The 23,730-nt window shown below is 62.0% G+C and carries 19 protein-coding genes and 1 tRNA gene; 5 read left to right on the forward strand and 15 right to left on the reverse strand.

Translation table 11 applies throughout. The annotated features are described in order from the left end of the window. Window positions 1-5: 5 nt before the first annotated feature. The 11 genes from AC1RMG_RS18715 to AC1RMG_RS18765 form a co-directional block, all read right to left on the reverse strand. Entirely contained in the window at window positions 6-1,097 is a 1,092-nt protein-coding gene (locus tag AC1RMG_RS18715) for a glycosyltransferase family protein (RefSeq protein WP_493169876.1), read from the reverse strand. After that, on the reverse strand, window positions 1,094-1,828 hold the full coding sequence (locus tag AC1RMG_RS18720) for a hypothetical protein (protein WP_401018014.1): 735 nt from the start codon (window positions 1,826-1,828) through the stop codon (window positions 1,094-1,096). The genes AC1RMG_RS18715 and AC1RMG_RS18720 overlap by 4 nt, the downstream gene beginning before the upstream one ends. Further along, complete coding sequence (locus AC1RMG_RS18725) at window positions 1,825-2,847, reverse strand: hypothetical protein (protein WP_493169879.1); 1,023 nt, start codon at window positions 2,845-2,847, stop codon at window positions 1,825-1,827. Before AC1RMG_RS18725 ends, AC1RMG_RS18720 begins: the two co-directional genes overlap by 4 nt. A gap of 53 nt (window positions 2,848-2,900) precedes the next feature. Beyond that, a complete protein-coding gene (locus AC1RMG_RS18730) occupies window positions 2,901-3,962 on the reverse strand; it encodes a glycosyltransferase family 2 protein (protein WP_493169881.1) in 1,062 nt (353 codons plus the stop codon). A gap of 232 nt (window positions 3,963-4,194) precedes the next feature. Next, window positions 4,195-5,199 (reverse strand): Ldh family oxidoreductase, encoded by a 1,005-nt coding sequence (locus AC1RMG_RS18735; RefSeq protein WP_368995434.1) that lies wholly within the window; start codon window positions 5,197-5,199, stop codon window positions 4,195-4,197. Between the two features lie 58 nt (window positions 5,200-5,257). Next, window positions 5,258-6,109, reverse strand: a complete 852-nt coding sequence (locus AC1RMG_RS18740) for a substrate-binding periplasmic protein (RefSeq protein WP_015636002.1) — start codon at window positions 6,107-6,109, stop codon at window positions 5,258-5,260. A gap of 60 nt (window positions 6,110-6,169) precedes the next feature. Continuing rightward, a complete protein-coding gene (locus AC1RMG_RS18745) occupies window positions 6,170-6,832 on the reverse strand; it encodes an amino acid ABC transporter permease (protein ID WP_019094845.1) in 663 nt (220 codons plus the stop codon). After that, window positions 6,829-7,470 (reverse strand): amino acid ABC transporter permease, encoded by a 642-nt coding sequence (locus AC1RMG_RS18750; RefSeq protein ID WP_493169886.1) that lies wholly within the window; start codon window positions 7,468-7,470, stop codon window positions 6,829-6,831. Before AC1RMG_RS18750 ends, AC1RMG_RS18745 begins: the two co-directional genes overlap by 4 nt. Beyond that, a complete protein-coding gene (locus tag AC1RMG_RS18755) occupies window positions 7,470-8,279 on the reverse strand; it encodes an amino acid ABC transporter ATP-binding protein (protein WP_011061830.1) in 810 nt (269 codons plus the stop codon). Before AC1RMG_RS18755 ends, AC1RMG_RS18750 begins: the two co-directional genes overlap by 1 nt. A 57-nt stretch (window positions 8,280-8,336) precedes the next feature. Continuing rightward, complete coding sequence (locus AC1RMG_RS18760) at window positions 8,337-9,644, reverse strand: M24 family metallopeptidase (RefSeq protein WP_493169890.1); 1,308 nt, start codon at window positions 9,642-9,644, stop codon at window positions 8,337-8,339. 133 nt (window positions 9,645-9,777) lie between these two features. Then, the gene (locus tag AC1RMG_RS18765; RefSeq protein WP_011061832.1) at window positions 9,778-11,814 is read right to left on the reverse strand and encodes an NADH:flavin oxidoreductase; all 2,037 of its coding nucleotides are present in this window, start codon (window positions 11,812-11,814) and stop codon (window positions 9,778-9,780) included. Window positions 11,815-11,940: 126 nt separating this feature from the next. Here AC1RMG_RS18765 and AC1RMG_RS18770 point away from each other — a divergent pair, with 126 nt between their 5' ends. The 4 genes from AC1RMG_RS18770 to AC1RMG_RS18785 all read left to right on the forward strand — a co-directional run bounded on the left by AC1RMG_RS18770 (window position 11,941) and on the right by AC1RMG_RS18785 (window position 16,725). Further along, window positions 11,941-12,582: a TetR/AcrR family transcriptional regulator gene (locus tag AC1RMG_RS18770; protein ID WP_011061833.1), complete on the forward strand. Its 642-nt coding sequence runs from the start codon at window positions 11,941-11,943 to the stop codon at window positions 12,580-12,582. A 347-nt stretch (window positions 12,583-12,929) separates the two neighbouring features. Next, a complete protein-coding gene (locus AC1RMG_RS18775; RefSeq protein ID WP_493169893.1) occupies window positions 12,930-13,739 on the forward strand; it encodes an amidohydrolase family protein in 810 nt (269 codons plus the stop codon). A 47-nt stretch (window positions 13,740-13,786) separates the two neighbouring features. Continuing rightward, window positions 13,787-15,016 carry an MFS transporter gene (locus AC1RMG_RS18780; protein ID WP_011061835.1) on the forward strand — a complete coding sequence of 410 codons (1,230 nt, stop codon included), beginning with the start codon at window positions 13,787-13,789 and terminating at the stop codon, window positions 15,014-15,016. A gap of 98 nt (window positions 15,017-15,114) precedes the next feature. After that, a complete protein-coding gene (locus tag AC1RMG_RS18785) occupies window positions 15,115-16,725 on the forward strand; it encodes an amidohydrolase family protein (RefSeq protein WP_019094842.1) in 1,611 nt (536 codons plus the stop codon). 103 nt (window positions 16,726-16,828) lie between these two features. Here AC1RMG_RS18785 and ydiJ read toward each other — a convergent pair whose 3' ends face one another. After that, window positions 16,829-19,897: a D-2-hydroxyglutarate dehydrogenase YdiJ gene (ydiJ, locus tag AC1RMG_RS18790; protein ID WP_493169896.1), complete on the reverse strand. Its 3,069-nt coding sequence runs from the start codon at window positions 19,895-19,897 to the stop codon at window positions 16,829-16,831. A gap of 160 nt (window positions 19,898-20,057) precedes the next feature. Between ydiJ and AC1RMG_RS18795 the strand changes: the two genes are divergently transcribed. Next, a complete protein-coding gene (locus tag AC1RMG_RS18795) occupies window positions 20,058-20,963 on the forward strand; it encodes a LysR substrate-binding domain-containing protein (RefSeq protein WP_015636008.1) in 906 nt (301 codons plus the stop codon). A gap of 209 nt (window positions 20,964-21,172) precedes the next feature. Here the strand turns inward: AC1RMG_RS18795 and AC1RMG_RS18800 are convergent. The 3 genes from AC1RMG_RS18800 to uvrC form a co-directional block, all read right to left on the reverse strand. Further along, window positions 21,173-21,248: transfer RNA gene (locus AC1RMG_RS18800), tRNA-Gly, on the reverse strand. Window positions 21,249-21,313: 65 nt separating this feature from the next. Next, window positions 21,314-21,874: a CDP-diacylglycerol--glycerol-3-phosphate 3-phosphatidyltransferase gene (gene pgsA, locus AC1RMG_RS18805; protein WP_011061839.1), complete on the reverse strand. Its 561-nt coding sequence runs from the start codon at window positions 21,872-21,874 to the stop codon at window positions 21,314-21,316. A 32-nt stretch (window positions 21,875-21,906) separates the two neighbouring features. After that, window positions 21,907-23,730, reverse strand: coding sequence for an excinuclease ABC subunit UvrC (uvrC, locus tag AC1RMG_RS18810; RefSeq protein WP_011061840.1), 1,824 nt, complete (start codon window positions 23,728-23,730; stop codon window positions 21,907-21,909).

Here is a 23,730-nt window from a genome sequence, read left to right on the forward strand (position 1 = left end):
CGCCCTCACAAGCCGAGCAAGCGGCCGGCCCAGGCATCGATCCGTGCCTGGGCCCGCTGGTTGCCCGAGATCACGTCGGGCGCTGGCGCCACCGCGCTCAATTGCCGCGCCGCCTCGGCCACCTGACGGCGAAAATCGGCAGGGTCGCCGCGCCAGGTCACCACCCGATGCAGCAACTGCAATTGCCGGGCCCGGGCGGCGTTGCGGGTCTGTTCCGGCTGGTCGCTCACCACCAGGATGATCGGCCGCTGGTAGACCCGGGCGATGGACAGCGCCGCCATGCCCGGTGCCGAGACCAGGAGTTGCGCCCGGGCAGCGCGGCTGGCCCAGAGCGGATCGACCTGCAGCCAGCCACTGCGCCCGGCATACCCCTCGCCCACGCGGTGAGCGTCCAGGCCCGCATCCTCCAGGCCACGGCTCAAGGCATCGGCCAGGTCGGGCTCACGAAAATGCGGGTTGAGGTACACCGCTGCGCCCACGACGGCCTGTTCCGGCAAGGCTTCGGCCAGGGCCACCGGGGTCGGCAGGCGATACAGTGCCGGGGCCTGGGTATCGTCGACTTCATAGGCGAAATCGTGCTCGATGCGCGCCCGCGCCGTATCGATCTGGCGCCCGACAATCCAGCCGAACAGGCGCCCGAACTGGCGCGGCCACATGCCGGCAAAGTTGTTCAGCAGCGCCACCTTGAGGCTGGCCCCGTACACGTGCACCACCTGGCGCCGCCAGCCCGGGAGCATGCCCATGTAGAGCAGCGCCGGGTGGAAGGAATCGTTGATCACCAGGTCCACGCCGCGCAGCCGGCGCCGCAGTTGGAGGATGTCCCGCAGCATACGCCCGGGGCGAAACAGGTAGTGGGCGACATTGCGGTTGGTGGCCTGGCGCAGCATGTTCTGCTGTCTGTCGAACTGCACCGCGTAATGCAGCGAGAGAATCTGCGCCGCAATGCCGAAGCGCTGCAGGAAGTCCTGCCCCTGCTGCGAGGTGGTCAGCACCTCGACCTCGGCCCCGGCCGCACGCAAGGCATGTACCAGCAGTTGGGCGCGCATCAAGTGCCCACGGGCATCGGCGGTCGCCAGGTAAAGAATCCGTGCACTCATCGCCCCACTCGGCCCCGACCACCGAGCAGCCAGCCGGCACCATACATCGCCAGGGCACCGGTCACGCCAAAGCTCGCATCGACGCGGCGAATGTCCTTGAGCAGGCGCGCCAGATGGCCCGCCTCATGGGGCGCCACGATGCGCCGCAAGGTGTTCTGGCACAGGCGCACGTGGGCTTTCTCGTCGGCCAGCACCCGCGCCAGCAGCGGATACAAGCCATGCCCGGCATCCAGCACCGCACAATGGCGGGTCAATACCCGCTCGGCCATCTGCTCGGCACACAGCCCGGTGGCATAGGCCGGCACCAGCAGGCCCTGTTCGAAATGCCCCGCATAACGACGGGCCAGGCGCTGCCAGCGCTGGATCTTGCGCCGGCTCAGCCAGTCCGGCTCCAGGCGGGCTTGAGCGTCGTCGCCCCGCTCGCGCAGGGCCTCGGCAAACAGGGTCACGTGGCGCTGCTCATCGGCCAGGTGCTGTTCTACCTGCCGTTCGAGCCAGGGTGGCGACTGCGGCAACAACTCATCGAGCAACGCACGCTCGGTGGCGTCTTCACCGGCCAGGTACATGCGCAACAGCAGGCGTTCGCCTCGCGGGCTGCGGTGCAGGCGCAACAAGGCGGCGCGCTTGATGCGGTCCACCAGCCGCGCCTGCAGCGCCCCCAGGCCCTGGGGCCGGGGCATGCTCAGGCAGTCGAAGTTGGCCTCGCCGGCAACCGCTTGCCCCGCATTCATTGCACGGGCTGCGCGGCGCTGGCAGTGGCCGTCCTGGCCCCGTGCGAATGGCGCTGCCAGGCCAGGATCAGGCCGATAAAGCTGTCACGCATGAAGGCCATGCCGCTGGCCGCGGCGCCGGGAAAGCTCTCCTCCTGGCCGTTGTAGCGCAGGTAACCCTGGCCGTTGACCGCGCCCAGCTCCAGGCTGTCGCCCTTGTTCAAGCCCCGCTGACGCACCTCCCTGAGCAACGGGCTGTCCTCCAGCGCAAAGACAAACAGCTGGCGCTGTACCACCCACAGTGGGATCTGCCCGCTCAGGGCCTGCAGGTCGAGGTTCCAGGTGCCCTGCTGCAGCACCTGCTCCAGCGCTTCGCTGCCCGGCTGCCTGGTACTGAAGCTGGCACGCATCAGCGACTTCGACACTCGGCCGACGCCCAGGCCGATGGTGATGTCGCCCGCTGTCGGGTGCTGCGCATCGCTGGGGCGCACCACCACGAAATAACTGGCCAGGCGCGCCGCGATCGACGGCTGGGCCAATACGTTGCGCGCCTGTTCGGGGCTGAACAGCACGCGCTCACGGGTGCCTTCACGGACGCTGATCTGATAGGGATCGAGGCTGATGTCACGGAACTTGCCACGCACCGGTGCGTGCACATAGGTATCGGATTTCCACACCTTGCCCGATCGGCGCAGCAGCACCTGCAGGCTCAGGGGTACACGCTGGCCGTCGCTGGCGATGCCGCTGCCGTGCAGCAGAATGTCGCCGATCACGGTCTTGCTGTCGTGGTTGCTGTCGGCGTCGATGACGATGGCATGGGTTTGCCGGTCGACACTGGCCCGCGCATCACTCACGTCCAGGGCGATGCGGTTGCAGTCGAGGTTGCTGGAGGCGAACGTGGCGCAGCCACTGTCCGAAGCGAAGTGGTATACCCCGCGACCGGCGAACTCGCTGGGAGCGGCCTGGGCCTGGGCACCGAGTGCCAGCAAGGCCAGGCACGCCAGGGAACGGCCGAATGAGGCAAGAGAAGGGTTCTGCATGGGGACTTCCTCTGGGCACGCGAACGGCGTGCGACGATACGGCGCGACGCGGATCAATCCAGGTTGCGGTGGTAGGACAACGCTTCACTGTGCCGGGCACTGGAGCGGCCGATGGACAGCCCGCAGCCACGCACCACGGCGCCGGCAGTGTCGAGCAACGAGATGGCAGTGACCATGGCCATGGCCCCCAGGCGCCGGGCTCCGTGCAGGGGCGGCAGGTCCTGGTGGTTGAGGGCCCGCAGGCTGTAGCCCAGGCGCCCGACCATCACGCACAAAGGCCCCAGCGGCCCACTGCGCCCGAGCCATTGCAGCCAGCCCGGCAGGTAGGCGCGCACCAGGTACGGGGTCAGGCCGACGCTGTCGCCGCCCCTGAGCCAGCGCAGCTTGAACACCTCGCCCTGGCTGTCGGGCAGCCGGTGCTCGGTGTGTGCCGCCGGCGCATAGGCCACCGCCACCCCCGCCGCTTGCAGGCGCAGGCCCATGACCTGGCAATGGGCACGATAGATGCCATCCAGGGGCTCGTAGCGATACTGCTCGAAGGTGGCACAGCGAAAAGCCACGTTGTTGGCGTAGAAGTTACGCGTGGCGCCGTGGCGCAAGGGGCTGGGGAAATACATGAAGTCGATGGCGGTCAGCGCACTGCCGGCGACGCTCGGCGCGTAGCTGGTGCGCCCGGCCACCGCCACGGGCGCCTCGGGTTGCACAAAGGGCAGCAGCAACTCTTCCAGCCAACGGGCATCGGGCAGGCAGTCGGCATCGGCGAATACCACGTACTGGCAGCGCGCCTGGTCGACGCCATCGAAACCGACATTCTTGGCATCGTAGTAACCGGTGCCGGCATCGATCTCGATGAACTCCAACGCACAGCCGGCCAGGCTGCACAGCGCCTGGCGTGCCTCAAGGTCGAGGCCGTCATGGGTGATGATCCACTGGGCAAAAGCCTGGGGCGCCAGACTTTGCAGGGCCAGCCGGGCAATCAGCCGCTGGAGGCTGCTCAAGGCTTCGCCTGCATTCTTGCCGCCGCGCAGATTGTTGGTTTCCAACACCAGTGCGGTCTGGGCAGCAATCCCTTGCAGGCGCGTGAACAGGTCATCGCCGGAAGGCAACTGCGACATCCTGGCTGTCGTTTCTTGGCTATCCATTTCGCAGTGTCTCTGAAAAAAGCAGGGCCGCCGGGGGGCGTGACGGGCGCAATCACAGCATTATTCCGGGGATTATTCAAACACCGGCTGCGCCGGTTGTGATGCCCCGCGCAATCGCTTCTGGCCACCCATGTCATCCGCCAGGTAAGCCGCTCCCTGGCATCGCTGCAACGATTGGGGCTCTGACGGCAGAACTCGCTCCCCCCTAGAAGCGCGCCGCCAGCTGCTGATACAGCGCCATGGGCAAGCTGATTCCTTCTATTTGCGCCCGGGCCCAGGCCTGCTGCTTGGCCTGCCCCGGAGGGTGAACTCCCAGGGTGGCCAGGCGCTGCATCTGCCGCGCCAGTCGAGCCTCGAACTGCTCGTCGAGCAGGTGCGGGGCGATGGCGATCACCAGCAGGCCCGAACCCGGCGATTGTGCGCCGCTTCGAAAATCGGGCGCATCCAGCGACCAGTTGCCCCCGGCGACACCGCCGGCGAGCACTTCGACCAGCAAGGCGATGTTGGCCCCGCGACTGCCGCCGAACGCCAGCAAGGCACCGTGCATGGCCTCCCGGGCACTCAGGGTGGCTGCGCCCTGGGCATCCACTGCCCAGCCTTCGGGGATCGCCTCCCCGGCCTCGGCCGCCTTGAGGAGGTTGACGAAGGCCGTGGCGCTGCTGGCCTGGTCGATCAGCAGCAGGCGCCCGTCGCCGCAGGGAGCGGCGAAGGCCAGGGGGTTGGTGGAATAGATCGGCTGGCGCTGGCCGGCCACGGTCAACAGCGCCGGGCCGTTGCAGAACGCCAATGCCACCAGGCCTTCGGCGGCCAGGCGCCGGGTGTAGTAGCCCAGCTCGCCACAGGTAAACCCGTTGTGCAGGGCAAACAGGCTGATTCCCAACTGCCGGGTGCTGTCACACACAGCGCCAAAGGCCTGATCGAACCCCAGTTGCGCAATGCCCGCGCGCGCATCGCAACGGATCATTGCCGGGGCCAGCTGGGTGATCAGTGGCTTGGCCAAGCCCGCTATGCGCCCGCTGGCAAACCCGTGCAGGTAATCGGCCAGATGCTCGAAACCCACACTGGCCAGGCCATGACCCTGGGCCGATACCGTGGCCTCGGCCAGAGCCTGGGCCACTTCCTGGCTGCTGCCCGCCTGCAGGCAGCAGCGCCGGGCAAGATCCCTGGCCTCTGCCAGCGACAGACACTTGAACGCTGCACTCTCTTGCATCGATTGCTCCCTGACGCTGCTGCACAACCGCCCTGGCCACCGGGCCCGGGGCTGCGGGTCATTCCACCAGGCGTGGCGCCCCCACGTTGGCGGCTTGTTTATCCAGGCCGAACGAGCCGAGTATCTCGGCAATTTCGCCAGAAGCATGCAAGGCCTGGATGTTTTCATTGAGCGCCTCACTCAGCGCCGTATTGGCCTTGGTGTGGGGAAAACTGGTCTGCCCCGGCTCCAGGGTAGCCTTAACCCGCGGGTCGGGCTCCGAGACCTTGATGCTCATGCCCCGGTAGGCACCCTTCTGCTGCGAAGCCACACCCACCGCAAAGCTGTCGATGCCCAGCGCAATCCGCTTGGCCGCCAGGTCCTGGGCCATGGCCACCGGGTTGGGGTAGAGCACCAGATTGTCGCCAAAGGCCTTTTTCAAGTCGTCGACCCACAGGTAACCCTGCACCGTGCCGATGCGCTGGCCTTCGAGCTCGGAGATTTTCGAATAGCCCTCGCTGGAAATGATCCCCATCACGTCCAGGTACAGCGGCGCGGTCAGACCCAGGACCTTGCTGCGCTCGGCGGTACGGTACCAGTCGCCGATGCCGACGTCGGCCCGCCGTGCGATCACCGACTGGACCACCGCCGCCGGGTCCACCACTGTCAGCTTGATATCCAGGCACTCCCTGGCAGCGATGCGCTTGATGATTTCACCATCGACCCCGCTCAACTGGTTGCCCGGCCCGGGGATCGAGTACGGCGGGAAGACCCAGGCCGCGACGCTCAACACCCCCGGAGTCAGGGTTTCAAACGAGTGGGCCGGCTTGCAGTCGGCCAGAGCCTGGGGGGCACCGAGCAGCACCGAACCTCCCGCCAGGGAGGAACAAAGGAACGCCCAACGAACAATGCGTTTGAATGAACGGATCATGGCTTCACCTGTGCATGGGTTGCATTAAGAGAATGGCAGCCGAAAGACGGCTCGAGCAGGTCATGCGTGCTGGCTGGGGGCCAGTTTTTTCTCCAGCGCCGCCACGCCCAGGGTCGCGGGCGCACACACAGCGGCATACATCAGGCCGGCCAGGGTCAGCACCGGCATGTACTCGAAGGTGGATGAACCGATGGCGGAGGCGCGGCTGACGATCTCCGGGAGCGCGATGGTGAAACACAACGACGCGGCCTGGAACATCATGATCGAGAACCCCAGCAACGACGGCAGAGCCACCCGCATCGCCTGGGGCAAGATGATGAAACGCAGTGCATCGAAGCGGTTCAGGCCGATCACCTCGGCCGCCTCGTTCTGCCCCTGGGCCACCGCCTCGATGCCGCCACGGATGATCTCGCTGGTGTAGGCCGCAGTGCAGTAGGCCAGCGCCAGGGCTGCCGCCCAGAAAGAACTCAGGGTCAGGCCCGCCGAAGGCAGGCCGAAATAGAAGTACTGCAACAGGATCAACGCCGGCGCGCCACGCCCCAGCTCGACAATCAGCAACGAGGGGTAGCGCACTGCCCGGCGGGGCGCCGACACACCCAGCGCCAGCAACAACCCAAGGACCACCCCCAGTGCCAGGCTGGCGGCGGTGACCTGAATTGACAGCACAAAGCCCTTCCACAGCTCGGGAAACCAGGCCAGCCACATCGTCAGGATCTCGTTCATCGGGCAATCCTCTGCTTCAGGGTGGCCGACAGCCAGCGCGAGAACAGCGCCACCGGTACGCTGAGAATCAGGTAGACCAGCGCCGCCACGCTGTACACCTCCAGCCCTTGAAAGGTTTGCTGAGACATCTGGTACGCCTGGAAGCTGACGTCACCGACACCGATGGTCGAGGCCACGGCCGAGTCCTTGAGCAAGCCAATGGCATAGGTGGCCGAGGTGGGAATGGCGATGCGCACCAGTTGCGGCAGCATCACATCGAAAAAGCGCTGGGGCGCCGACAGATTGAGCACCTGCGCCGCCTCGTACTGCCCCTGGGGGATCGCCGCAAAGGCACCGCGATACACCTCCGACATATGCGCCGCGGTGATCAGCCCCAGGCCCAGCACCGCGGCAGCGAACGGCGACAAGGCGATGTAGCCGCCTCCGACGCCGAAGAAGATGAAGAACAGCCAGACGATGGGCGGTATCGAACGCAGGGTCAGCACCAGCATCGCCGCCAGCCAGCGACACAGCTTCAGGTTCGACAGACGCAGGGCACAGAGTGGAAAGCCCAGCACCACGCCGATGCAGAAAGCGCCCAGGGTCACGCTCAGGGTCCAGGGCACGCCGCGCAACAGGACCAGCAGAATATCCGCCATCAGCGATTCCTCACGGCCTGGAGAAACTGCGCCACCCGCGCGTGCTGCGGCTCGCGCATCACCTGGGCACTGGGCCCCTGCTCGATGATCCGCCCTTCGGCCATCACCACCACCCGGTCGGACACCGTCTCGGCAAAGTGCATCTCGTGGGTCACCACCAGCATCGACATGCCCTCGCGCGCCAGCTCCTTCATCACCGCCAGCACTTCCAGGCCCAGCTCGGGGTCCAGGGCCGAGGTCGGCTCATCGAACAGCATCAGCTCCGGATCCAGCGCCAGGGCCCGGGCGATGGCGATGCGTTGCTGCTGGCCGCCGGAGCAACGCGCCGGATAGGCGTTGGCCTTGTCCGCGAGCCCCACCCGGTCCAGCAACTGCAAAGAGCGGGCGTCAGCTTCCTCGGCGCTGCGGCCGAGGGTGCGGACCTGCGCCAGGCTGACGTTGCGCAGCACCGTAAGGTGCGGAAACAGGTTGAACGACTGGAACACCATGCCGATGCGCCGGCGCAGATTGAGCAGCTCGCTCCGGGGCAGCGGGCGCCCGGCTTCGATAGCCACCCCGCCCATGCTGACCCGCCCCCGGGTCGCGGGCTCCAGTTGGTTGATGCAACGCAGCAAGGTGCTTTTACCCGAGCCGCTGGGGCCGATGATCGCCACCACCTCACCCTTGGCCATCTCGAAACACACGTCGTGCAATACGGGGTAAGGCCCGAATTGCTTATGGATCGCCTCCAGTCGCAGGAAAGGTTCGGCGCTGGGTACCGGGGGCGGTGCCAGGGGGCTGGCGTTTTCGATCACGGTCATGCTGCTCATTGTTTTTCTCCGGACAGGGTAGACGCCGTGCCTGCAAGAATCAGGCAACAACCACTGCTATCGATCGCCGTCGACTAACGGGGTACGGGAAAGCTTGACCGCTCCAGCAGCGGTAACCAGCACCTGCTCTTCGAGCTTCACGCCTTCATGGCCGCCCCGCTCGCCGATGTAGCTCTCCACCGAGAGCACCATGTTTTCCTCGAAGTGGCCGTCATAGCCCCACTCGGCAAAGTCCACCGCGTAGGCCACGCTGGGGTACTCATCGACCAGGCCCACACCGTGCAGCATCATCATGTAGCGGTTGTGCTCGAACTGCCTGGGCACCGGCCAGCAGCCCTCGGCGAACTCGCGAAACGACAGCCCCGGGCGCAGCAGGTCGAGATTGAAACTGATTTGCTGCGAGGCGATGTCCAGCAGGTCGCGCTGGGCCGCCGTCGGCGCCTTGCCGGGGCAGATGAAGCTGCGGGAGATGTCCGAGAGATAACCGCCCGGGCCCACCATGTCGGTGTCGAAACAGACCATCTCCCCGGCCGCGATGAGCTTGTCCGAGGCGTCCTGGAACCAGGGGTTGGTGCGCGGCCCGGAGTTCAGCAGGCGGCTCTCGGCCCACTCCCCGCCCTGGGCCACGTTGGTCCCGTGCATGATGCTCCACAGCTGGTTTTCGGTGATGCCCGGCACCAGGCTGGCGCGCATGCGGGCAATCGCCAGGTCGCACACATCCATCGACACCCGGTGGCTGGCAATCTCCTGCACCGACTTGATCAGCCGCGCCTGCTCCATCAGCGGCTGGGCATCGAACAGCTGGATGCCCCTGGCCTTGAGCTTTTCCGCGCCCCAGGGGTCGCAGCGGTCCACTGCCAGGCGACGATTGCCGGCGCCATGCCGGGTCAGCAGGTCGGCCACCTCTAGGGCCCAGCGTTCGGCCTTCTCCTCGACCCGTGGGCCGGCCAGGAAATACAGCCAGGGGATCGCCGGGCGAATTTCATCGATGGTCTCGATGTGCTCACTGTTGTGCCGGCTGCTGTCGAACTCGAACAGCACCACCGGGCCATCGGTGGCCACGAATACGTAACGGCTAGGGGAATGCATCACCCACAGGCCGAGGTTATTGGTATCGGTGGCGTAACGGATATTGATCGGGTCGGCCAGCAGCACGCCGGCGTAATCCTGCTTGCGCAGTTGCTGGCGAATGCGCTCCAGGCGGTACTGGCGCAGCGCCGGCCGGTCGATCGCGGCATAGGCCGCCAGCAGGCCGTGGTCCACCGGGGCCAGGGCATGGCCGGTGACGCTGGCATCACTGCGATAGTGCAGAGGGCTTGGGGGAACGACATTGAGCAGCTCGGTGAAATCGGTATCCGTGTGCATGCAACAACCTCCGCTGGGAAGAGTTTGAGGTTTATCAAAACCAGTCAGACCAACGTTCGGGGCAGTGACTTGACGCTAGGGAAACGGATGACGGCTGTCTTTCTTATTGTGCAAAACAGGGCGCAAGCAGTGGCTAGAGGTCCTTGACCAGGCGCAGTGCGTCGTAAATGGCCGCGTGGGTATTGCGCGATGACACCGCATCGCCGATCCGGAACAACTGGAAACGCCCCTGAGGGTTGGTCACCAGGTTTTGCGCGGTGCCGGCAATCAGGTCCTTGTACTCCACGGCGCCTTCGTTGGTGGCCATGGGCTGCAGCTCGAAATACAGCTCGTCCAGGGGCCGGGTGCCGTGGTTGACCACGATCTGGTCCACCAGTCGGGTTTTCTCCAGGTCGCTGTAGTCGGTGCCGATGGTCGCCAGCAACTGCTCGCCCTGGCGCTCCACGGCCTTGAGCCGGTAAGTGACGGTAAAGGTGGTGTCCAACTGCTGCAGCGAGCGCATGTAAGGCACCAGGTTCATGCCCATCACCTCCGGCGCGAACGAGCGATCGGGGGTCATGATCTCGGTCCTGGCGCCGCTGCGGGCAATGAACTCGGCAGCCTGCAAACCTGCGTGATCGCCGGCATCGTCGTATACCAGCACATTGCGCCCAGGCTTCACGTCGCCGGAAATGATGTCCCAGCTCGACACCAGCCACTGGTTGCCGCTGTGCAGGACTTCGGTATGGGGCAAACCGCCGGTGGCGACGATCACCACGTCGGGGTTTTCATCGAGGACCATCGCCGCATCGGCCCAGGTGTTGAAACGAAACTTCACCCCCAGGCGCTCGCACTGCGCCATGCGCCAATCGATGATGCTGATCATCTCCTTGCGCCGCTCGGACTGCGCGGTCAGGCGCACCTGCCCGCCGGGCTGGTCGGCCACCTCCAGCACCAGCACTTCATGCCCGCGCTCGCCGGCGACCCGCGCCGCCTCCAGGCCACCGGGGCCGGCGCCGATGATCAGGACCTTGCGCGGGTGCGCGGCCTTCGGCACCTCGTGGGGCATGCTGGTTTCGCGGCCAGTGGCGGCATTGTGAATGCAGTAGGCGGCGCCGGCGTTGTAGATCCGGTCCAGGCAATAATTGGCGCCGACACAGGGGCGGATTTCATCTTCTCGGTTCTCGATGATCTTGCGCACGATGTGCGGGTCGGTCATGTGCGCACGGGTCATGCCCACCATGTCCACCAGGCCCGAGGCAATCGCGTGGCGGGCGGTGGCGACATCGGGGATCTTCGCCGCATGGAAGGTGGGGAAACCGGTCAGGGCACGAATCTCCCCGGCAAAGTCCAGGTGCGGTGCATTGCGCATGCCCTGGATCGGGATGATGTCGGTCAACCCGGCATCGGTGGCGATATTGCCGCGAATCACGTTGAGAAAATCGACCATGCCGCTGTCTTTCAACAGCTGCGAGATGTGCAGCCCCTCCTCTTTCTCAAGGCCGCCGGCCAGCACCTCATCGCCGGTGTAGCGGATGCCGACGATAAACTCCGGGCCCACCCGCTGGCGAATCGCACTCAGCACCTCGAAGGTAAACCGCAGGCGGTTGTGCAATGAACCGCCGTAGGCGCCCTCCAGCTCGTTGGTCAATGGCGACCAGAACTGGTCCATCAGGTGGCCATAGGCCTGCAGTTCGATACCATCCAGGCCGGCGGCCTGCATGCGTTCGGCGGCGTCGGCGTAATCGCGGATGATGCGTTCGATATCCCAGATTTCCAGCTTCTTGGGAAAGGCTCGGTGTGCCGGCTCCTGATTGTGCGAGGGCGACACCACCGGCAGCCAATCGCCCTTGTCCCAGCGGGTGCGGCGCCCCAGGTGGGTGAGCTGGATCATCACCGCCGCGCCATGCTCGTGGCATTCGTCGGTGAGGTCTTTCATCCAGCCGACCACTTCGTCCTTGTACGCCAGGATGTTGTTGAACACCGGAGGGCTATCGCGGGAGATCGCCGCCGAGCCTGCAGTCATGGTCATGGCCACGCCGGCCTTGGCACGCTCGACGTGGTAGGCCCGGTACAATTTCTTCGGCATGCCCTCTTCGGGGTACGCCGGCTCGTGGGAGGTGGTGATAATGCGGTTGCGAAGTGTCAGGTGCTTGAGGCGATAGGGCTGAAGAAGCGGATCGTTATTCATATCGGTCTCGCATACTGGTCATCAGGCAAGGCAGACGATAGACCTCAATGTACACCAGTGTCAATGATGCTGACAGTGGTGTACATTCGCCCCGTCAAGGTTAAACGGACAAGGAAAAAATGCCCCATGAAAGCAACCAGCAACAATGTGGAAGCTGCCGGCCGCGGCTCTCTGGAAAGCTGGCTCAACGCGGCCTATGAGAGCCTCAAGGAATCGGGAGTGGATGCGGTGCGGGTGATGCCGCTGGCGAAGAAACTCAACCTGTCGCGCACCAGTTTCTACTGGTATTTCCAGGACCGCGAAGCCCTGCTCGAAGCCCTGGTTAATCTGTGGAAGAACAAGAACACCTTGAGCCTGGTGTCACAGTCCGAGGCCTATGCCGAATCCATCACCGAGGCGATTCTCAACGTCTTCGACTGCTGGCTGAACAGCGAATTGTTCGATTCACAGTTCGAGTTCGCCATGCGCAGCTGGGCCCTGCAATCCCCCGAAGTGGCGCACGAGATCCGCCAGGCCGATGCACAGCGGGTGCAGGCCCTGGCACAGATGTTCGACCGTTTCGGTTTCGCCCATGACGCCGCCGTCACCCGCGCGCGCTCGATCTACCTGACCCAGATCGGCTACATCAGCATGAACACCCAGGAACCGATGGCGCAGCGCATGCGCTACATCCCCGAGTACTTGAAGATCTTCACCGGCGTGGAGCCCCTGCCCCGGGAGCTGGACCGATTCTTCCAGCGCAACGGTTTTTCAGCGGCCGAGCTTTAGAACCGAGGCGGGCCGCCGCTTGGCCCGCCGGCGTTGCTCAATACCCTGTTCAGCCTGGGCCGGTTCGGCCGGGGACTGAGCAATCTCGACCAGGCATCCCGACACGCCCCCCACCCCCGTGTAAAAAACCAAGCCTGCACGCATTGACAAGGCAGAGGCAAAAACTCAACATGCCAGCACTTGTAGGACAACCAACAACCAACAACTAACAAGTGCCGCTTTTCAACCGTGATGACGCGCGAAAGGCTGTCGAGGGGATGAAATCCATGTCTCACTTGCGACCCGCCACCGACTCGCCGCCTTTGTGCGCGCCCCCTGGAGCAGAGGTCCGGGCCCCGAGCTTCGTAATGCCGGCCGGGGCATGCGACACCCATGCACACGTAATCTCCGGCGATCTTGAGCGCTATCCACTGGTACCCGACCGTAGCTACACCCCGCCTCCGGCACCTGAGGCGCTGTATCTGGAGGTGTTGCGGGCGATGGGGATGCAGCGAGGGGTTTTGGTGCAGCCGAGCGTCTATGGCACCGACAACCGGTACATGCTCGAAGTGTTGCAACGTCATCAGGAGCAACTGAGAGGGGTCGCGGTAGTAGACGAACACGTTGGCGACGACGAACTGGCGAATATGCATGCCTTGGGTGTGCGTGGTGTTCGCATCAACGTTCTGTTTCGAGGCGGAGTGAATCTGGACTTGATGGAGCACCTTGCCCATCGAATTGCCGACCTTGGCTGGCATATGCAGTTTCTGATTGATGTTCGGCTTCTAAGTGAGATTGAGGCTCGGATGGCCAAGTTGCCTTGCGCTGTCGTGATTGATCACTTCGGGCACTTCCCGGCCCATCTGGGCATTAAGGAACCGGGGTTTGAGTTGCTGCTGAGGAACGTGGCGGAGCACGGTTGGTGGGTCAAGTTGTCGGGCGCTTACCGCCTGAGTGATCAACGTCCGGACTATGCCGATACAGATGCGCTCGCCCATGCCTTGCTGGCCGTTGCCCCGGAACGAATGGTGTGGGGCAGCGACTGGCCTCACGTAGCACTCGAAAGTACGCCCGACACAAGTTCATTGCTGGATCGCTTGCTTTCATGGGCGCCCAGCGAACACCAACGACAGAGCATTCTGGTTGATAACCCTGGCGCCCTGTACGACTTCAAATAACAAAAACAATAACCAAGCAGAACTGCGGTGCTGCCCGGAGAATAATAATGAGTTGGTTTAGCGAACTTAATACCGTTGAAAAACGCACCTTCTATTCCGCATTTGGTGGCTGGGCCTTGGACGCCCTGGATTTCATGGTGTTCACCTTTGTCATCGCCTCGCTGATGACCCTTTGGCACATTGACAAGGGTTCAGTGGGGCTACTGAGTACCGTGACGTTACTTTTCTCGTCCATTGGCGGATGGGGAGCGGGCATTCTGGCAGACCGATACGGTCGTGTGCGGTTGCTGCAGATCAGTATTCTGTGGTTCTCGATCTGCACCGTATTGATCGGCTTTGCGCAAAACTTCGAACAGTTATTTGTCCTTCGGGCACTGCAGGGGCTCGGGTTCGGAGGTGAGTGGGCCGTGGGATCGGTACTGATCGGCGAAATGGTTCGAGCGCAACATCGCGGCAAAGCCGTGGGTATCGTGCAAAGCGGATGGGCCATTGGCTGGGGCGCCGCCGCACTGCTCTACACACTGTCTTTCAGCTTGCTTCCCGAAGATATTGCCTGGCGGTCGCTGTTTTGGATCGGCATCGTTCCGGCACTTCTGGTCCTCTACATTCGTAAATATGTACCAGAGCCCGAGGTATTCCTGCGGACTAAAAAGCACCAGAGCGAAACAGGCAACTCGGTTCCTTTCTGGCACATTTTCTCACCCTCGCTCCTGCGCACCACGCTGCTATCCGCCCTGCTCTGCATGGGCGTTCAAGGTGGCTACTACGCAATCACCACGTGGTTGCCAGCCTATCTGAAACTGGAAAAGGGCCTGTCGGTCTTTGGCACCGGTAGCTATCTGATGGTGGTCATCATCGGTTCATTCTTTGGCTATGTCTGCGGCGCCTTCCTGTCTGACCGCCTGGGGCGGCGCCCCAACTTCATCATCTTCGCCGTTCTGTCGGCCATCAGTGTGGTCTGCTACATGCAACTGAACTTGACCAACACTCAAATGCTGTTTCTCGGCTTTCCACTGGGCTTCGCAGCTTCAGGTATCTACAGCGGCATGGGCGCCTTTTTGACTGAGCTTTATCCTTCAGCAGTGAGGGCCAATGGCCAGGCATTCTCCTATAACTTTGGGCGAGCGGTAGGCGCTCTGTTTCCCGGACTCGTAGGCTTTATAAGCGCCAAATACAGCCTCGGCACCGCCATCGCGATCTTCGCGGGAGGAGCCTACTGCCTTGTCCTGGTGGTGACCTTCTTCCTCCCGGAAACCAAGGGCAAGCAATTACACTGAGCCAGCCATCATTTGTTAGAGTAACGCCCACGCAATGTTCGTTACGTGGGCGTTTGACGTTTCAAGCTTTTGAAACTGACATTTGATGACTGAGTAAAATGACTATAAAAGCAATTGGCCGACGCGATCACTTCTCGGTTGAAATTTTTCGTCACCTGGAAAGCGAAATACGTGAAGGTCGACTCCGCCCAGGTGATCGCATCCCCACGGAAAGCCGGTTGGCAGAGGCTTTTGCCGTTAGCCGAAATGTAGTGCGTGAAGCTGTCGCTCGGCTCAATTCGGCCGGCCTCGTCGTCAGTCGCCAGGGGCTTGGGGTATTTGTTGCAACCGAAGCCAACCAAAGCAGTTTCCGGATTACTCAAGAGGAGCTCACCGATAGCACCAAGCTGCGTCAACTGTATGAGCTGCGCCTGGACCTCGAAGTCGCCGCGGCCGCCATGGCCGCCAGACGCCGGTCACTCAGTCAGTTGAACAAGATTGAAGCGGCACTGGACACCCTGCGCGCCAGTATCCAAAACCGTCAGGACATGGTGGAACACAGCCTGCAGTTCAAGCGCGCAATTGCCGATGCCACAGGCAATGAATACTTTCGCAACTTCATCATTTTTCTGTGCAGCCACGTCTACGAAGCGGCGTTACTGGAGAACCACCTGGTTCGCTCCAGCGACCTTGGCGAGACGCTACTGGCTGAGCATCAGGCGATCTTCGAAGCGATCAGGCTCGGCGATCCCGACCTTGCCAGACGAGTCACCTGGCAACAAATCATCAACTCCGCCGAACGCAACGGATTGCGAGGATTGCAAGGTTGGGAAATCACTCGGATGAGTTCGCTGGGAGAGACCTACGCACCGCAATGCGCAGGCCCGGACCCTGAACCTCGTACATTGCCACGCGCCTTGCCTGACGGCGCGTGCGACTGCCACTTCCACGTTTTTGGTGACGAGAATGGCCAACCCTTCTCTCCTCACCGCTCCTACACGCCACCTCCCGCTCCACTGGAGGCATTTCAGCGCGTCCAAAAAACCCTGGGGCTAAGTCGCGGGGTCATCGTCCAACCCAGCGTCTATGGGGCGGACAACAGCACAACGCTCGCGGCACTGAAAGAAGCGGGCAGCGCATTCCGCGGCGTTGTGGTGATCGATGCCGATACCGATACAGAAACCTTGTGGGCAATGCATCGCCTCGGGGTGCGCGGCGTGCGCGTCAACCTGATCTTCAAAAGCGGTGTTGAGGTATCGGATGTTGCAGCGCTGGCAGAAAAAGTCGCGCCACTTGGCTGGCACCTACAGCTACTGATCGATATCACCGAGTTCGCCGACTTGTACGAGACCGTGGCCAGCCTGCCCGTCGCAGTCGTCATCGACCACATGGGGCACATGCCCACCAGTTGCGGGCTGGGCCATCCAGGATTCACCGACCTGCTGCGGCTGTTAAAAGAAGGTCGTGTGTGGGTCAAGCTTTCGGGGGCTTATCGCTTTACTGCATCGAAGGACTTCCCTTACGACGACGTAACGCCCTACGCTCGGGCGTTGATCGAAGCGAATCCAAACCGCTTACTGTGGGCGAGCGACTGGCCACATCCTTGTATACCGGTACCCATGCCCAACGATGCCAGTCTGCTGGAGATGCTGTTTAACTGGGTTGAAAACGATGACGCGCTCATCAAGCAGATTTTGGTTGATAACCCTGCAAAGCTCTATGGGTTCTGATACCGCTCGACGATCTGCGCACATCGGTTTTCGCTGGGCCGATGGCCTCCAATCAATACCTTAAGAAACGCGAGGCGGCCAAGCCGCCTCAGGCTCGCGCCAATCAGCATCCTGAAGATGGGGTGGCGGTGTCGCGCAGGAACCTCAGCAACGCCTGGAGCGGGTGCAGGACAAGCTGCCCGTCCTTGCGCTTGACCTGGCTTCGACACGAGTACCCATCCGCCAGCAGGCGCCCTGCCCCATTAAGACGGGCCACCAATGGCCCCCAGGACTGTCGGTAAATAACCTCGGACGTCTCGGCATTTTGTGTTTCGTGCCCGTAGGTTCCGGACATTCCACAACACCCACTGGCTTGCACCTGCAACCTCAAGCCGACTCGCGCATAGATCGTCTGCCACAGGCCCACACTGCCCGGCTCGTTGGTTTTCTCGGTGCAGTGCGGCAGGAAGTAGTAAGTACCTTCGTCGGCGCTCACCGCTGATTGCACAAGCACCTCCACAAGCCATTCCTGAGGCAGCAGGACCGCTGGGGCCTGGTCCTCACCCAGGGTCTTGACGTACTCCTGGCGGTAAACCAAGGTCATCGCGGGATCAAGCCCCACCAACGGAATCTGATATTGATGCAGTTCGCGAAGCGATCGGGCGTTGAAATGCGCGGCTTGTTCGAATGCCTTTAGAAAGCCCTGAACCTGCAGCGGCTTGCCATTGGCCGCGAACGGCGCGATGTACACCTCAAACCCGAGCCTGGAAATCAACTCGATCCAGTCCGCGAGCAGCGGTGTCTCGAAATAACGGGTGAAGGCGTCCAGCACGAGAATAACGCTGCGTTTACGCTGCGCCTCGTCCAGCCCTTCAAGAAGCGCTGGCGACGCCACGCGCACCTTCCAGCGGCGGCAAACGTCATCAAACTTCAGCAAGCTCAGCAGCGGGCTGTCGACCATACCGGCAACGCGCCGAAGAAACGCCCCCACCATCCCAGAACCGATGATCCCGTTGTACAAGCGCGGCACACGGGCCAAGTAGGGAATCGTGTACTCCAGAGAACCGATGAGGTAATCCTTCAATGGGCGCAGATATCGGCTGTGGTAAAGCTCGAGGAATCGTGAGCGAAAGTCGGGCACATTGACTTTCACCGGGCACTGACCCGCACAGGACTTGCAGGCGAGGCACCCTGCCATCGCCTCGTAGACCTCATGGGAAAAGTCTTTCTGGCCCATCTTGTGCGCAACCGTATTGGCAGCACGCCTGGCGAAGCTGATCACCGTGGCCGCTAAAGGGCGAGCCCCTTGTGAAACCAACACATCGACACCTTGCTGCCCCTGCAAGCGCAGCCACTCCCGGATCAGAGAAGCGCGCCCCTTGGGCGAGTGAATTCTATTTCGAGTGCCCTTCCAGGAAGGGCACATGGCGTCATCGGGGTCGAAGTTGTAGCAGGCGCCATTGCCGTTGCAATGGACCGCGGCGTCGTAATGCAACCACACCCGCTCATCAATCGTACGATCCAGCTCGCCGCGCAACGTGACCTCATCAACTCGAGTCAACCGAGCGTCAGGTAGCGTGTGTGGCGTGGCGATTTTTCCCGGGTTGAGTTGGTTGTACGGGTCAAAAGCCGACTTGAGTTCCTGCAGCGCCGGATAGAGTTCGCCGAAGTAGTCCGGCACATATTGCGACCTCAACCCTTTGCCATGCTCCCCCCAGAGCAAGCCACCGTGCTTTTGCGTCAGCTCGGCGACGGCATCGGAAATGGGCTGGATCAAGGCCGCCTGAGCGGGGTCTTTCATATCCAGAATCGGCCGCACATGCAGGACCCCGGCGTCAACGTGGCCGAACATGCCATATTCCAAACCATGGCTATCCAAAAGCGCCCGAAATTGCGCAATGAAATCAGCCAGGTTCTCGGGAGGAACCGCAGTATCTTCAACGAACGGCTGGGGCCTGGCGGAACCTTTGACATTCCCCAGCAGCCCCACCGCACGCTTGCGCATCGCGTAAACCCGCTTCAATGCCTCTGCACCGATGGCAAGGGTGTGCCCCAATCGCACCACACTGGTGTCCTGCTGAAGGTGCCGGACAAACTCATGAACACGCAGCTGAACCACTTCCTCATCGTCGCCGCTGAACTCCACCAGGTTGATTCCCAGGGTTGGCACATCGGGGTCTTGGGGAAAGTACTCGGCGACTCCGTGCCAGACGATGTCGTTCATGGCCAGCCCGAGGACCTTGGAGTCGACCGTCTCGATGGACAATGGCTCGAGCTGCATCAACGCCTTGGCATCGCGCAATGCATCCATGAAGCCCGCGTAACGTACGTTGACAAGGATCGAGTACTTGGGAATGGGCAACACATTCAGCGTGGCTTCAACAATGAAACCCAGTGAGCCTTCGGACCCACACAGGACACTGTTCAGATTGAATCGGTCATTCGGCTCACGCAGATGCGCCAGGTCATATCCCGTCAAGCAACGGTTCAACTTGGGAAAGGTATGCTCGATGAGTTCGGCGTAATCATGGGCGATCTGCGAAGCACATCGATAAATTGCCCCAACCTTGTCGTCGCGATGCGCTTGCGCCTGCCAGCAATCTCGCTCCAGGACTGCACTATCGAGCCGCTCCCCGCCTATCAGAATGGTAGAAAGCGCCAGGACGTGGTCACGGGTTTTTCCGTAGGTACAGCTTCCCTGACCGCTTGCGTCGGTATTTATCATCCCGCCAATCGTGGCCCGATTCGACGTCGACAACTCCGGTGCAAAAAACAGTCCGTGCGGTTTCAACGCCGCATTGAGCTGGTCCTTGACCACACCGCTTTGCACACGCACCCAGCGCTCCTCGACGTTGATCTCAAGGATGCCGTGCATATGACGCGACAGATCCACCACAACGCCGCTCGTCAACGATTGGCCATTGGTTCCGGTTCCGCCGCCACGCGGCGTGAGCACCACCGAACTGAACGACGCCAGCGCCGCAAGGCGGGCCAAGAGCTCGACATCTTGCACATTTCTGGGGAACACCGCGGCTTGAGGCAGACGCTGATAGATCGAGTTGTCGGTTGCCAGCACTGTCCTCACAGCATGATCGCGAGCAATTTCTCCCTGGAATCCTTCTTTCTCAAGGCGAGCCAGGAACAACTCACAGGGTTCGTTTTTAGTTTCGTGGGGAGGCAACCTGGCAATCATGGTGGAATTCCTAGCGGCGATACGGCTAATCTGAGCATTCTCGTTATGTATGCTTCCTAGCCCGAGGCCTGGCTCAGGACAAAGGCCTTTCCACCGATTTTGTGGGGACAAGACAATTCACACAAACGTAAAACCTGCAGCTTTTCCATGAGCTTTATGAATGAACCCACGAAGACTGACCCCCTCGATGTCCCTGCTGATCGCTTTCGAGGCAGCAGCCCGACATTGCAGCTTTACCAAAGCGGCAGACGAACTTGCCCTGACTCAAAGCGCTGTCAGCCGGCAAGTGCAGGCTCTGGAATCACAGCTTGAGGTCTCGCTGTTCAAACGTGAGGGAAGAAGAATCGAACTCACCGCTGCCGGCGCGCTTTACCAGCATGAACTCACTGCCGCACTGGGCCGAATTCGAAGCGCTACCCTGCAGACAATTGCCTTCAAGGAGGAAGAAGGCCCATTGAACCTCGCGGTACTGCCGACCTTCGGTTCAAAATGGCTGCTGCCCAAAATGCATGAATTTTATGCGCGTCATCCCAGGAGCCTGGTGCACGTCCACTCGAGGATCATTCACGCCGACAACCCATCCAGCGTGAGCGACATGCAGGCCATCATCTACGCGGGAAAAGGCGACTGGCCGGGCTACGTATCGCACCTTTTGCTACAAGAAAAACTGGTGGTTGTCGCCAGCCCCAAAGCGCTGCCGGACAGCCTTGAGATGTCGCTCAACGATGTCACCAATCATTTGTTGTTGAATGTCGTTTCTCGACCCAATAGCTGGTCCGATTGGTTTGACCTCAACAAGCTGGACCACCAGAAAATGCGGACAGGCCCAAGCTTTGAGCTCACGGCCCACCTTATACAGGCGGTATCCGCTGGCGTCGGCATTGGGCTGGTTCCCGATATTCTGGTGCAAGACGAAATCAAATCCGGGGCACTGGTAAAACTGTTTGGCCCTATGGAAAGCGGTCGCAATTACTATCTGACCTGCGCGGCGCGCTATCAGCATTATCCGGCGCTTGAAACATTCAGCGCCTGGCTGTTATCCGAGAGCGCCATCGTGAGTGCCTGAACAGGTCAGGGGCCGGATGTTCATCACCGCTCCAGCAACGAACCGATTCAGCGCTGCCCGGATTCAAGCCTTTTGAGAAGGACTCAATTCCTGGATTTGAAAGCGCTGGATGGTGCTGGATTTCAGTGAAGCCCGCAGAAACGAAAAAAGGACCCGAAGGTCCTTTTTTCGATCGCTGCAGAATTCGTGGAACTCTGCAGCGCTATGTTTGGAGCGGGAAACGAGACTCGAACTCGCGACCCCGACCTTGGCAAGGTCGTGCTCTACCAACTGAGCTATTCCCGCAACGTCTTGGTGTTGCGCATTCTATAGAAATCCGAATGCGCGTCAAGCCTTTGATTCAAAAAAACTTATTTTTTCTCGTTATCAGTTTTCAGGTGCGGCCAGGCGGCTCGCAGATACTGCAGCATGGACCACAGGGTCAGGCCCGCTGCCGCCAACAGCAACGCGTAACCTACCAGCACCCAGAAACTGAAGTCCGAGGGATTGGCCAGCAAAATCACCAGCGCCAGCATTTGCGCCGCCGTTTTCCACTTGCCCATGTTCGACACCGCCACCTGCGCACGGGCGCCGAGCTCGGCCATCCACTCGCGCAGCGCCGAGATGACGATTTCACGACCGATGATCACCGCGGCGGGCAAGGTCAGCCACAGGTTGTGATGCTCCTGCACCAGCAGCACCAGGGCCACCGCCACCATCAGCTTGTCGGCCACCGGGTCGAGGAACGCACCGAACGGCGTGCTCTGCTGCAGGCGCCGCGCCAGGTAGCCGTCCAGCCAGTCGGTGGCGGCCGCGAAGGCAAACACCGAACTGGCGGCCATGTAGCTCCAGCTATAGGGCAAATAGAACAGCAAAATGAAAATCGGGATGAGCAGGACGCGTAGAACGGTGATCAGATTAGGGATATTCATCGGCACAACTGGCTACGAGGTGATTGGGCATTCTACTCGCTGTGCAGGTTTGCATAAATCAACTCTGCGAGCTTTTTACTGATTCCCGGTGCTTTGGCAATCTCGTCGATGCTTGCACGGGACAGTTCCTGCAATCCACCAAAATGTTTGAGAAGGTCCCGCCGACGCTTCGGCCCGACGCCCGCCACCCCTTCCAGGGTCGAGGTACGCCGGGTCTTGCCACGCCGTGCGCGGTGACCGGTGATCGCGAAGCGGTGAGCCTCATCGCGGATTTGCTGGATCAGGTGCAGCGCCGGCGAGTCACCCTTGAGGGTGAATTCGTGGGCTGCGTCGTTCAGGTACAGGGTTTCGAATCCGGCCTTGCGGGTCGCGCCCTTGGCCACGCCGAGCAGGATCAGGTCCGGCACCGCCAGCTCATTGAGCACATCCCGAGCCATGGACAGCTGGCCCTTGCCGCCGTCCACCAGAAGGATGTCCGGCAGCTTGCCCTCGCCGTCCTTGAGCTTGCTGAAGCGCCGGGTCAGGGCCTGGTGCATGGCGGCGTAGTCGTCGCCGGCGGTCACGCCTTCGATGTTGTAGCGCCGGTAGTCGGACTTCAGCGGCCCTTCCGGCCCGAATACCACGCAGGAGGCTACAGTGGCCTCGCCGCTGGAATGGCTGATGTCGTAGCACTCCAGGCGCTGCGGCGGCTCGTCCAGGTTCAGCACCTCGGCCAGGGCTTCGAAACGTGCGGCCACGTGCTGGCGGTTGGCCAGGCGCGCGCTCAGGGCCTGCTCGGCGTTGGTTACCGCCAGTTGCTGCCAGCGGGCGCGGGTACCGCGTACCCGGTGGCTGATGGTCAACTCGCGCCCGCGCAGCTCGTCGATGGCGGCGATCAGGGTCGGGAAGTCCTCATGGACCACGTTGACGATCAACTCGGAAGGCAGGTCGCGTTCCGGGCTGCTGACAAAATACTGGCCGAGAAACGCCGACATGACTTCGGCCACGTCCTCCTCGATACCCACCTGGGGAAAGAAGTTCTTGCTGCCCAGTACCCGGCCGCCGCGCACGCTGATCAGGTGCACACAGGCGCCGCCAGGGTTGACGAAGGCCGCCACCACATCCACATCGCCCGTGCCACCTTCCATGCTCTGCTGGTCCTGGACCCGACGCAGCAGGGAGATCTGGTCCCGCAGTTCGGCGGCCTTTTCGAAATCCAGGGTGCTGGCGGCGGCTTCCATGGCGGTGGAGAGTTCGTCGGTCAGGGCATTGCTGCGCCCCTCCAGGAACATCACCGAGTGGCGCACGTCCTCGGCATAGACCTCAGGCTCCACCAGGCCGACGCAGGGCGCCTTGCAGCGTTTGATCTGGTACTGCAGGCAGGGCCGCGTACGGTTCTTGTAGTAGCTGTCCTCGCACTGGCGGACCATGAAGGTCTTCTGCAACAGGCTGAGGCTTTCGCGGATGGCGCCGGCACTGGGATAAGGGCCGAAATACTTGCCCTTCTGCTTCTTCGCCCCGCGATGGATGCTGAAACGCGGAAAGTCGCCGTCCGAAAGAAACACGTAGGGGTAGGACTTATCGTCGCGCAGGAGAATGTTGTACGGCGGCCGCCACTCCTTGATCAGCGTCTGCTCCAGCAGCAGCGCTTCGGTTTCATTGGCGGTGATGGTGGTTTCGATCTGCGCGATGCGCGCCACCAGGGCAGCCGTCTTCGGCGCCTGGCCGGTCTTGCGGAAATAGCTGGAGAGCCGGTTCTTCAGGTTCTTGGCTTTACCGACGTAAAGCAGGCGTGCATCGCTGTCGAACATGCGATACACACCGGGGCGGCCACTGCAGGTAGAAAGAAAGGCACTGGGATCAAACTGTTCGGTCAT

The sequence above is a fragment of the Pseudomonas sp. GW822-FHT04H02 genome (assembly GCF_058800645.1).

Excerpts from the sequence above, each read along its gene's own strand:
- AC1RMG_RS18765 (WP_011061832.1), bottom strand. The coding sequence starts at position 11,814 with ATGAATAACGATCCGCTTCTTCAGCCCTATCGCCTCAAGCACCTGACA.
- AC1RMG_RS18780 (WP_011061835.1), top strand. The coding sequence starts at position 13,787 with ATGAGTTGGTTTAGCGAACTTAATACCGTTGAAAAACGCACCTTCTAT.
- AC1RMG_RS18750 (WP_493169886.1), bottom strand. The coding sequence starts at position 7,470 with ATGGCGGATATTCTGCTGGTCCTGTTGCGCGGCGTGCCCTGGACCCTG.
- AC1RMG_RS18775 (WP_493169893.1), top strand. The coding sequence starts at position 12,930 with ATGCCGGCCGGGGCATGCGACACCCATGCACACGTAATCTCCGGCGAT.
- AC1RMG_RS18770 (WP_011061833.1), top strand. The coding sequence starts at position 11,941 with ATGAAAGCAACCAGCAACAATGTGGAAGCTGCCGGCCGCGGCTCTCTG.
- AC1RMG_RS18720 (WP_401018014.1), bottom strand. The coding sequence starts at position 1,828 with ATGAATGCGGGGCAAGCGGTTGCCGGCGAGGCCAACTTCGACTGCCTG.
- AC1RMG_RS18795 (WP_015636008.1), top strand. The coding sequence starts at position 20,058 with ATGAACCCACGAAGACTGACCCCCTCGATGTCCCTGCTGATCGCTTTC.
- AC1RMG_RS18715 (WP_493169876.1), bottom strand. The coding sequence starts at position 1,097 with ATGAGTGCACGGATTCTTTACCTGGCGACCGCCGATGCCCGTGGGCAC.
- AC1RMG_RS18740 (WP_015636002.1), bottom strand. The coding sequence starts at position 6,109 with ATGATCCGTTCATTCAAACGCATTGTTCGTTGGGCGTTCCTTTGTTCC.
- AC1RMG_RS18745 (WP_019094845.1), bottom strand. The coding sequence starts at position 6,832 with ATGAACGAGATCCTGACGATGTGGCTGGCCTGGTTTCCCGAGCTGTGG.
- AC1RMG_RS18730 (WP_493169881.1), bottom strand. The coding sequence starts at position 3,962 with ATGTCGCAGTTGCCTTCCGGCGATGACCTGTTCACGCGCCTGCAAGGG.
- AC1RMG_RS18755 (WP_011061830.1), bottom strand. The coding sequence starts at position 8,279 with ATGAGCAGCATGACCGTGATCGAAAACGCCAGCCCCCTGGCACCGCCC.
- uvrC (WP_011061840.1), bottom strand. The coding sequence starts at position 23,730 with ATGACCGAACAGTTTGATCCCAGTGCCTTTCTTTCTACCTGCAGTGGC.
- AC1RMG_RS18735 (WP_368995434.1), bottom strand. The coding sequence starts at position 5,199 with ATGCAAGAGAGTGCAGCGTTCAAGTGTCTGTCGCTGGCAGAGGCCAGG.
- AC1RMG_RS18760 (WP_493169890.1), bottom strand. The coding sequence starts at position 9,644 with ATGCACACGGATACCGATTTCACCGAGCTGCTCAATGTCGTTCCCCCA.
- AC1RMG_RS18725 (WP_493169879.1), bottom strand. The coding sequence starts at position 2,847 with ATGCAGAACCCTTCTCTTGCCTCATTCGGCCGTTCCCTGGCGTGCCTG.
- ydiJ (WP_493169896.1), bottom strand. The coding sequence starts at position 19,897 with ATGATTGCCAGGTTGCCTCCCCACGAAACTAAAAACGAACCCTGTGAG.
- AC1RMG_RS18785 (WP_019094842.1), top strand. The coding sequence starts at position 15,115 with ATGACTATAAAAGCAATTGGCCGACGCGATCACTTCTCGGTTGAAATT.
- pgsA (WP_011061839.1), bottom strand. The coding sequence starts at position 21,874 with ATGAATATCCCTAATCTGATCACCGTTCTACGCGTCCTGCTCATCCCG.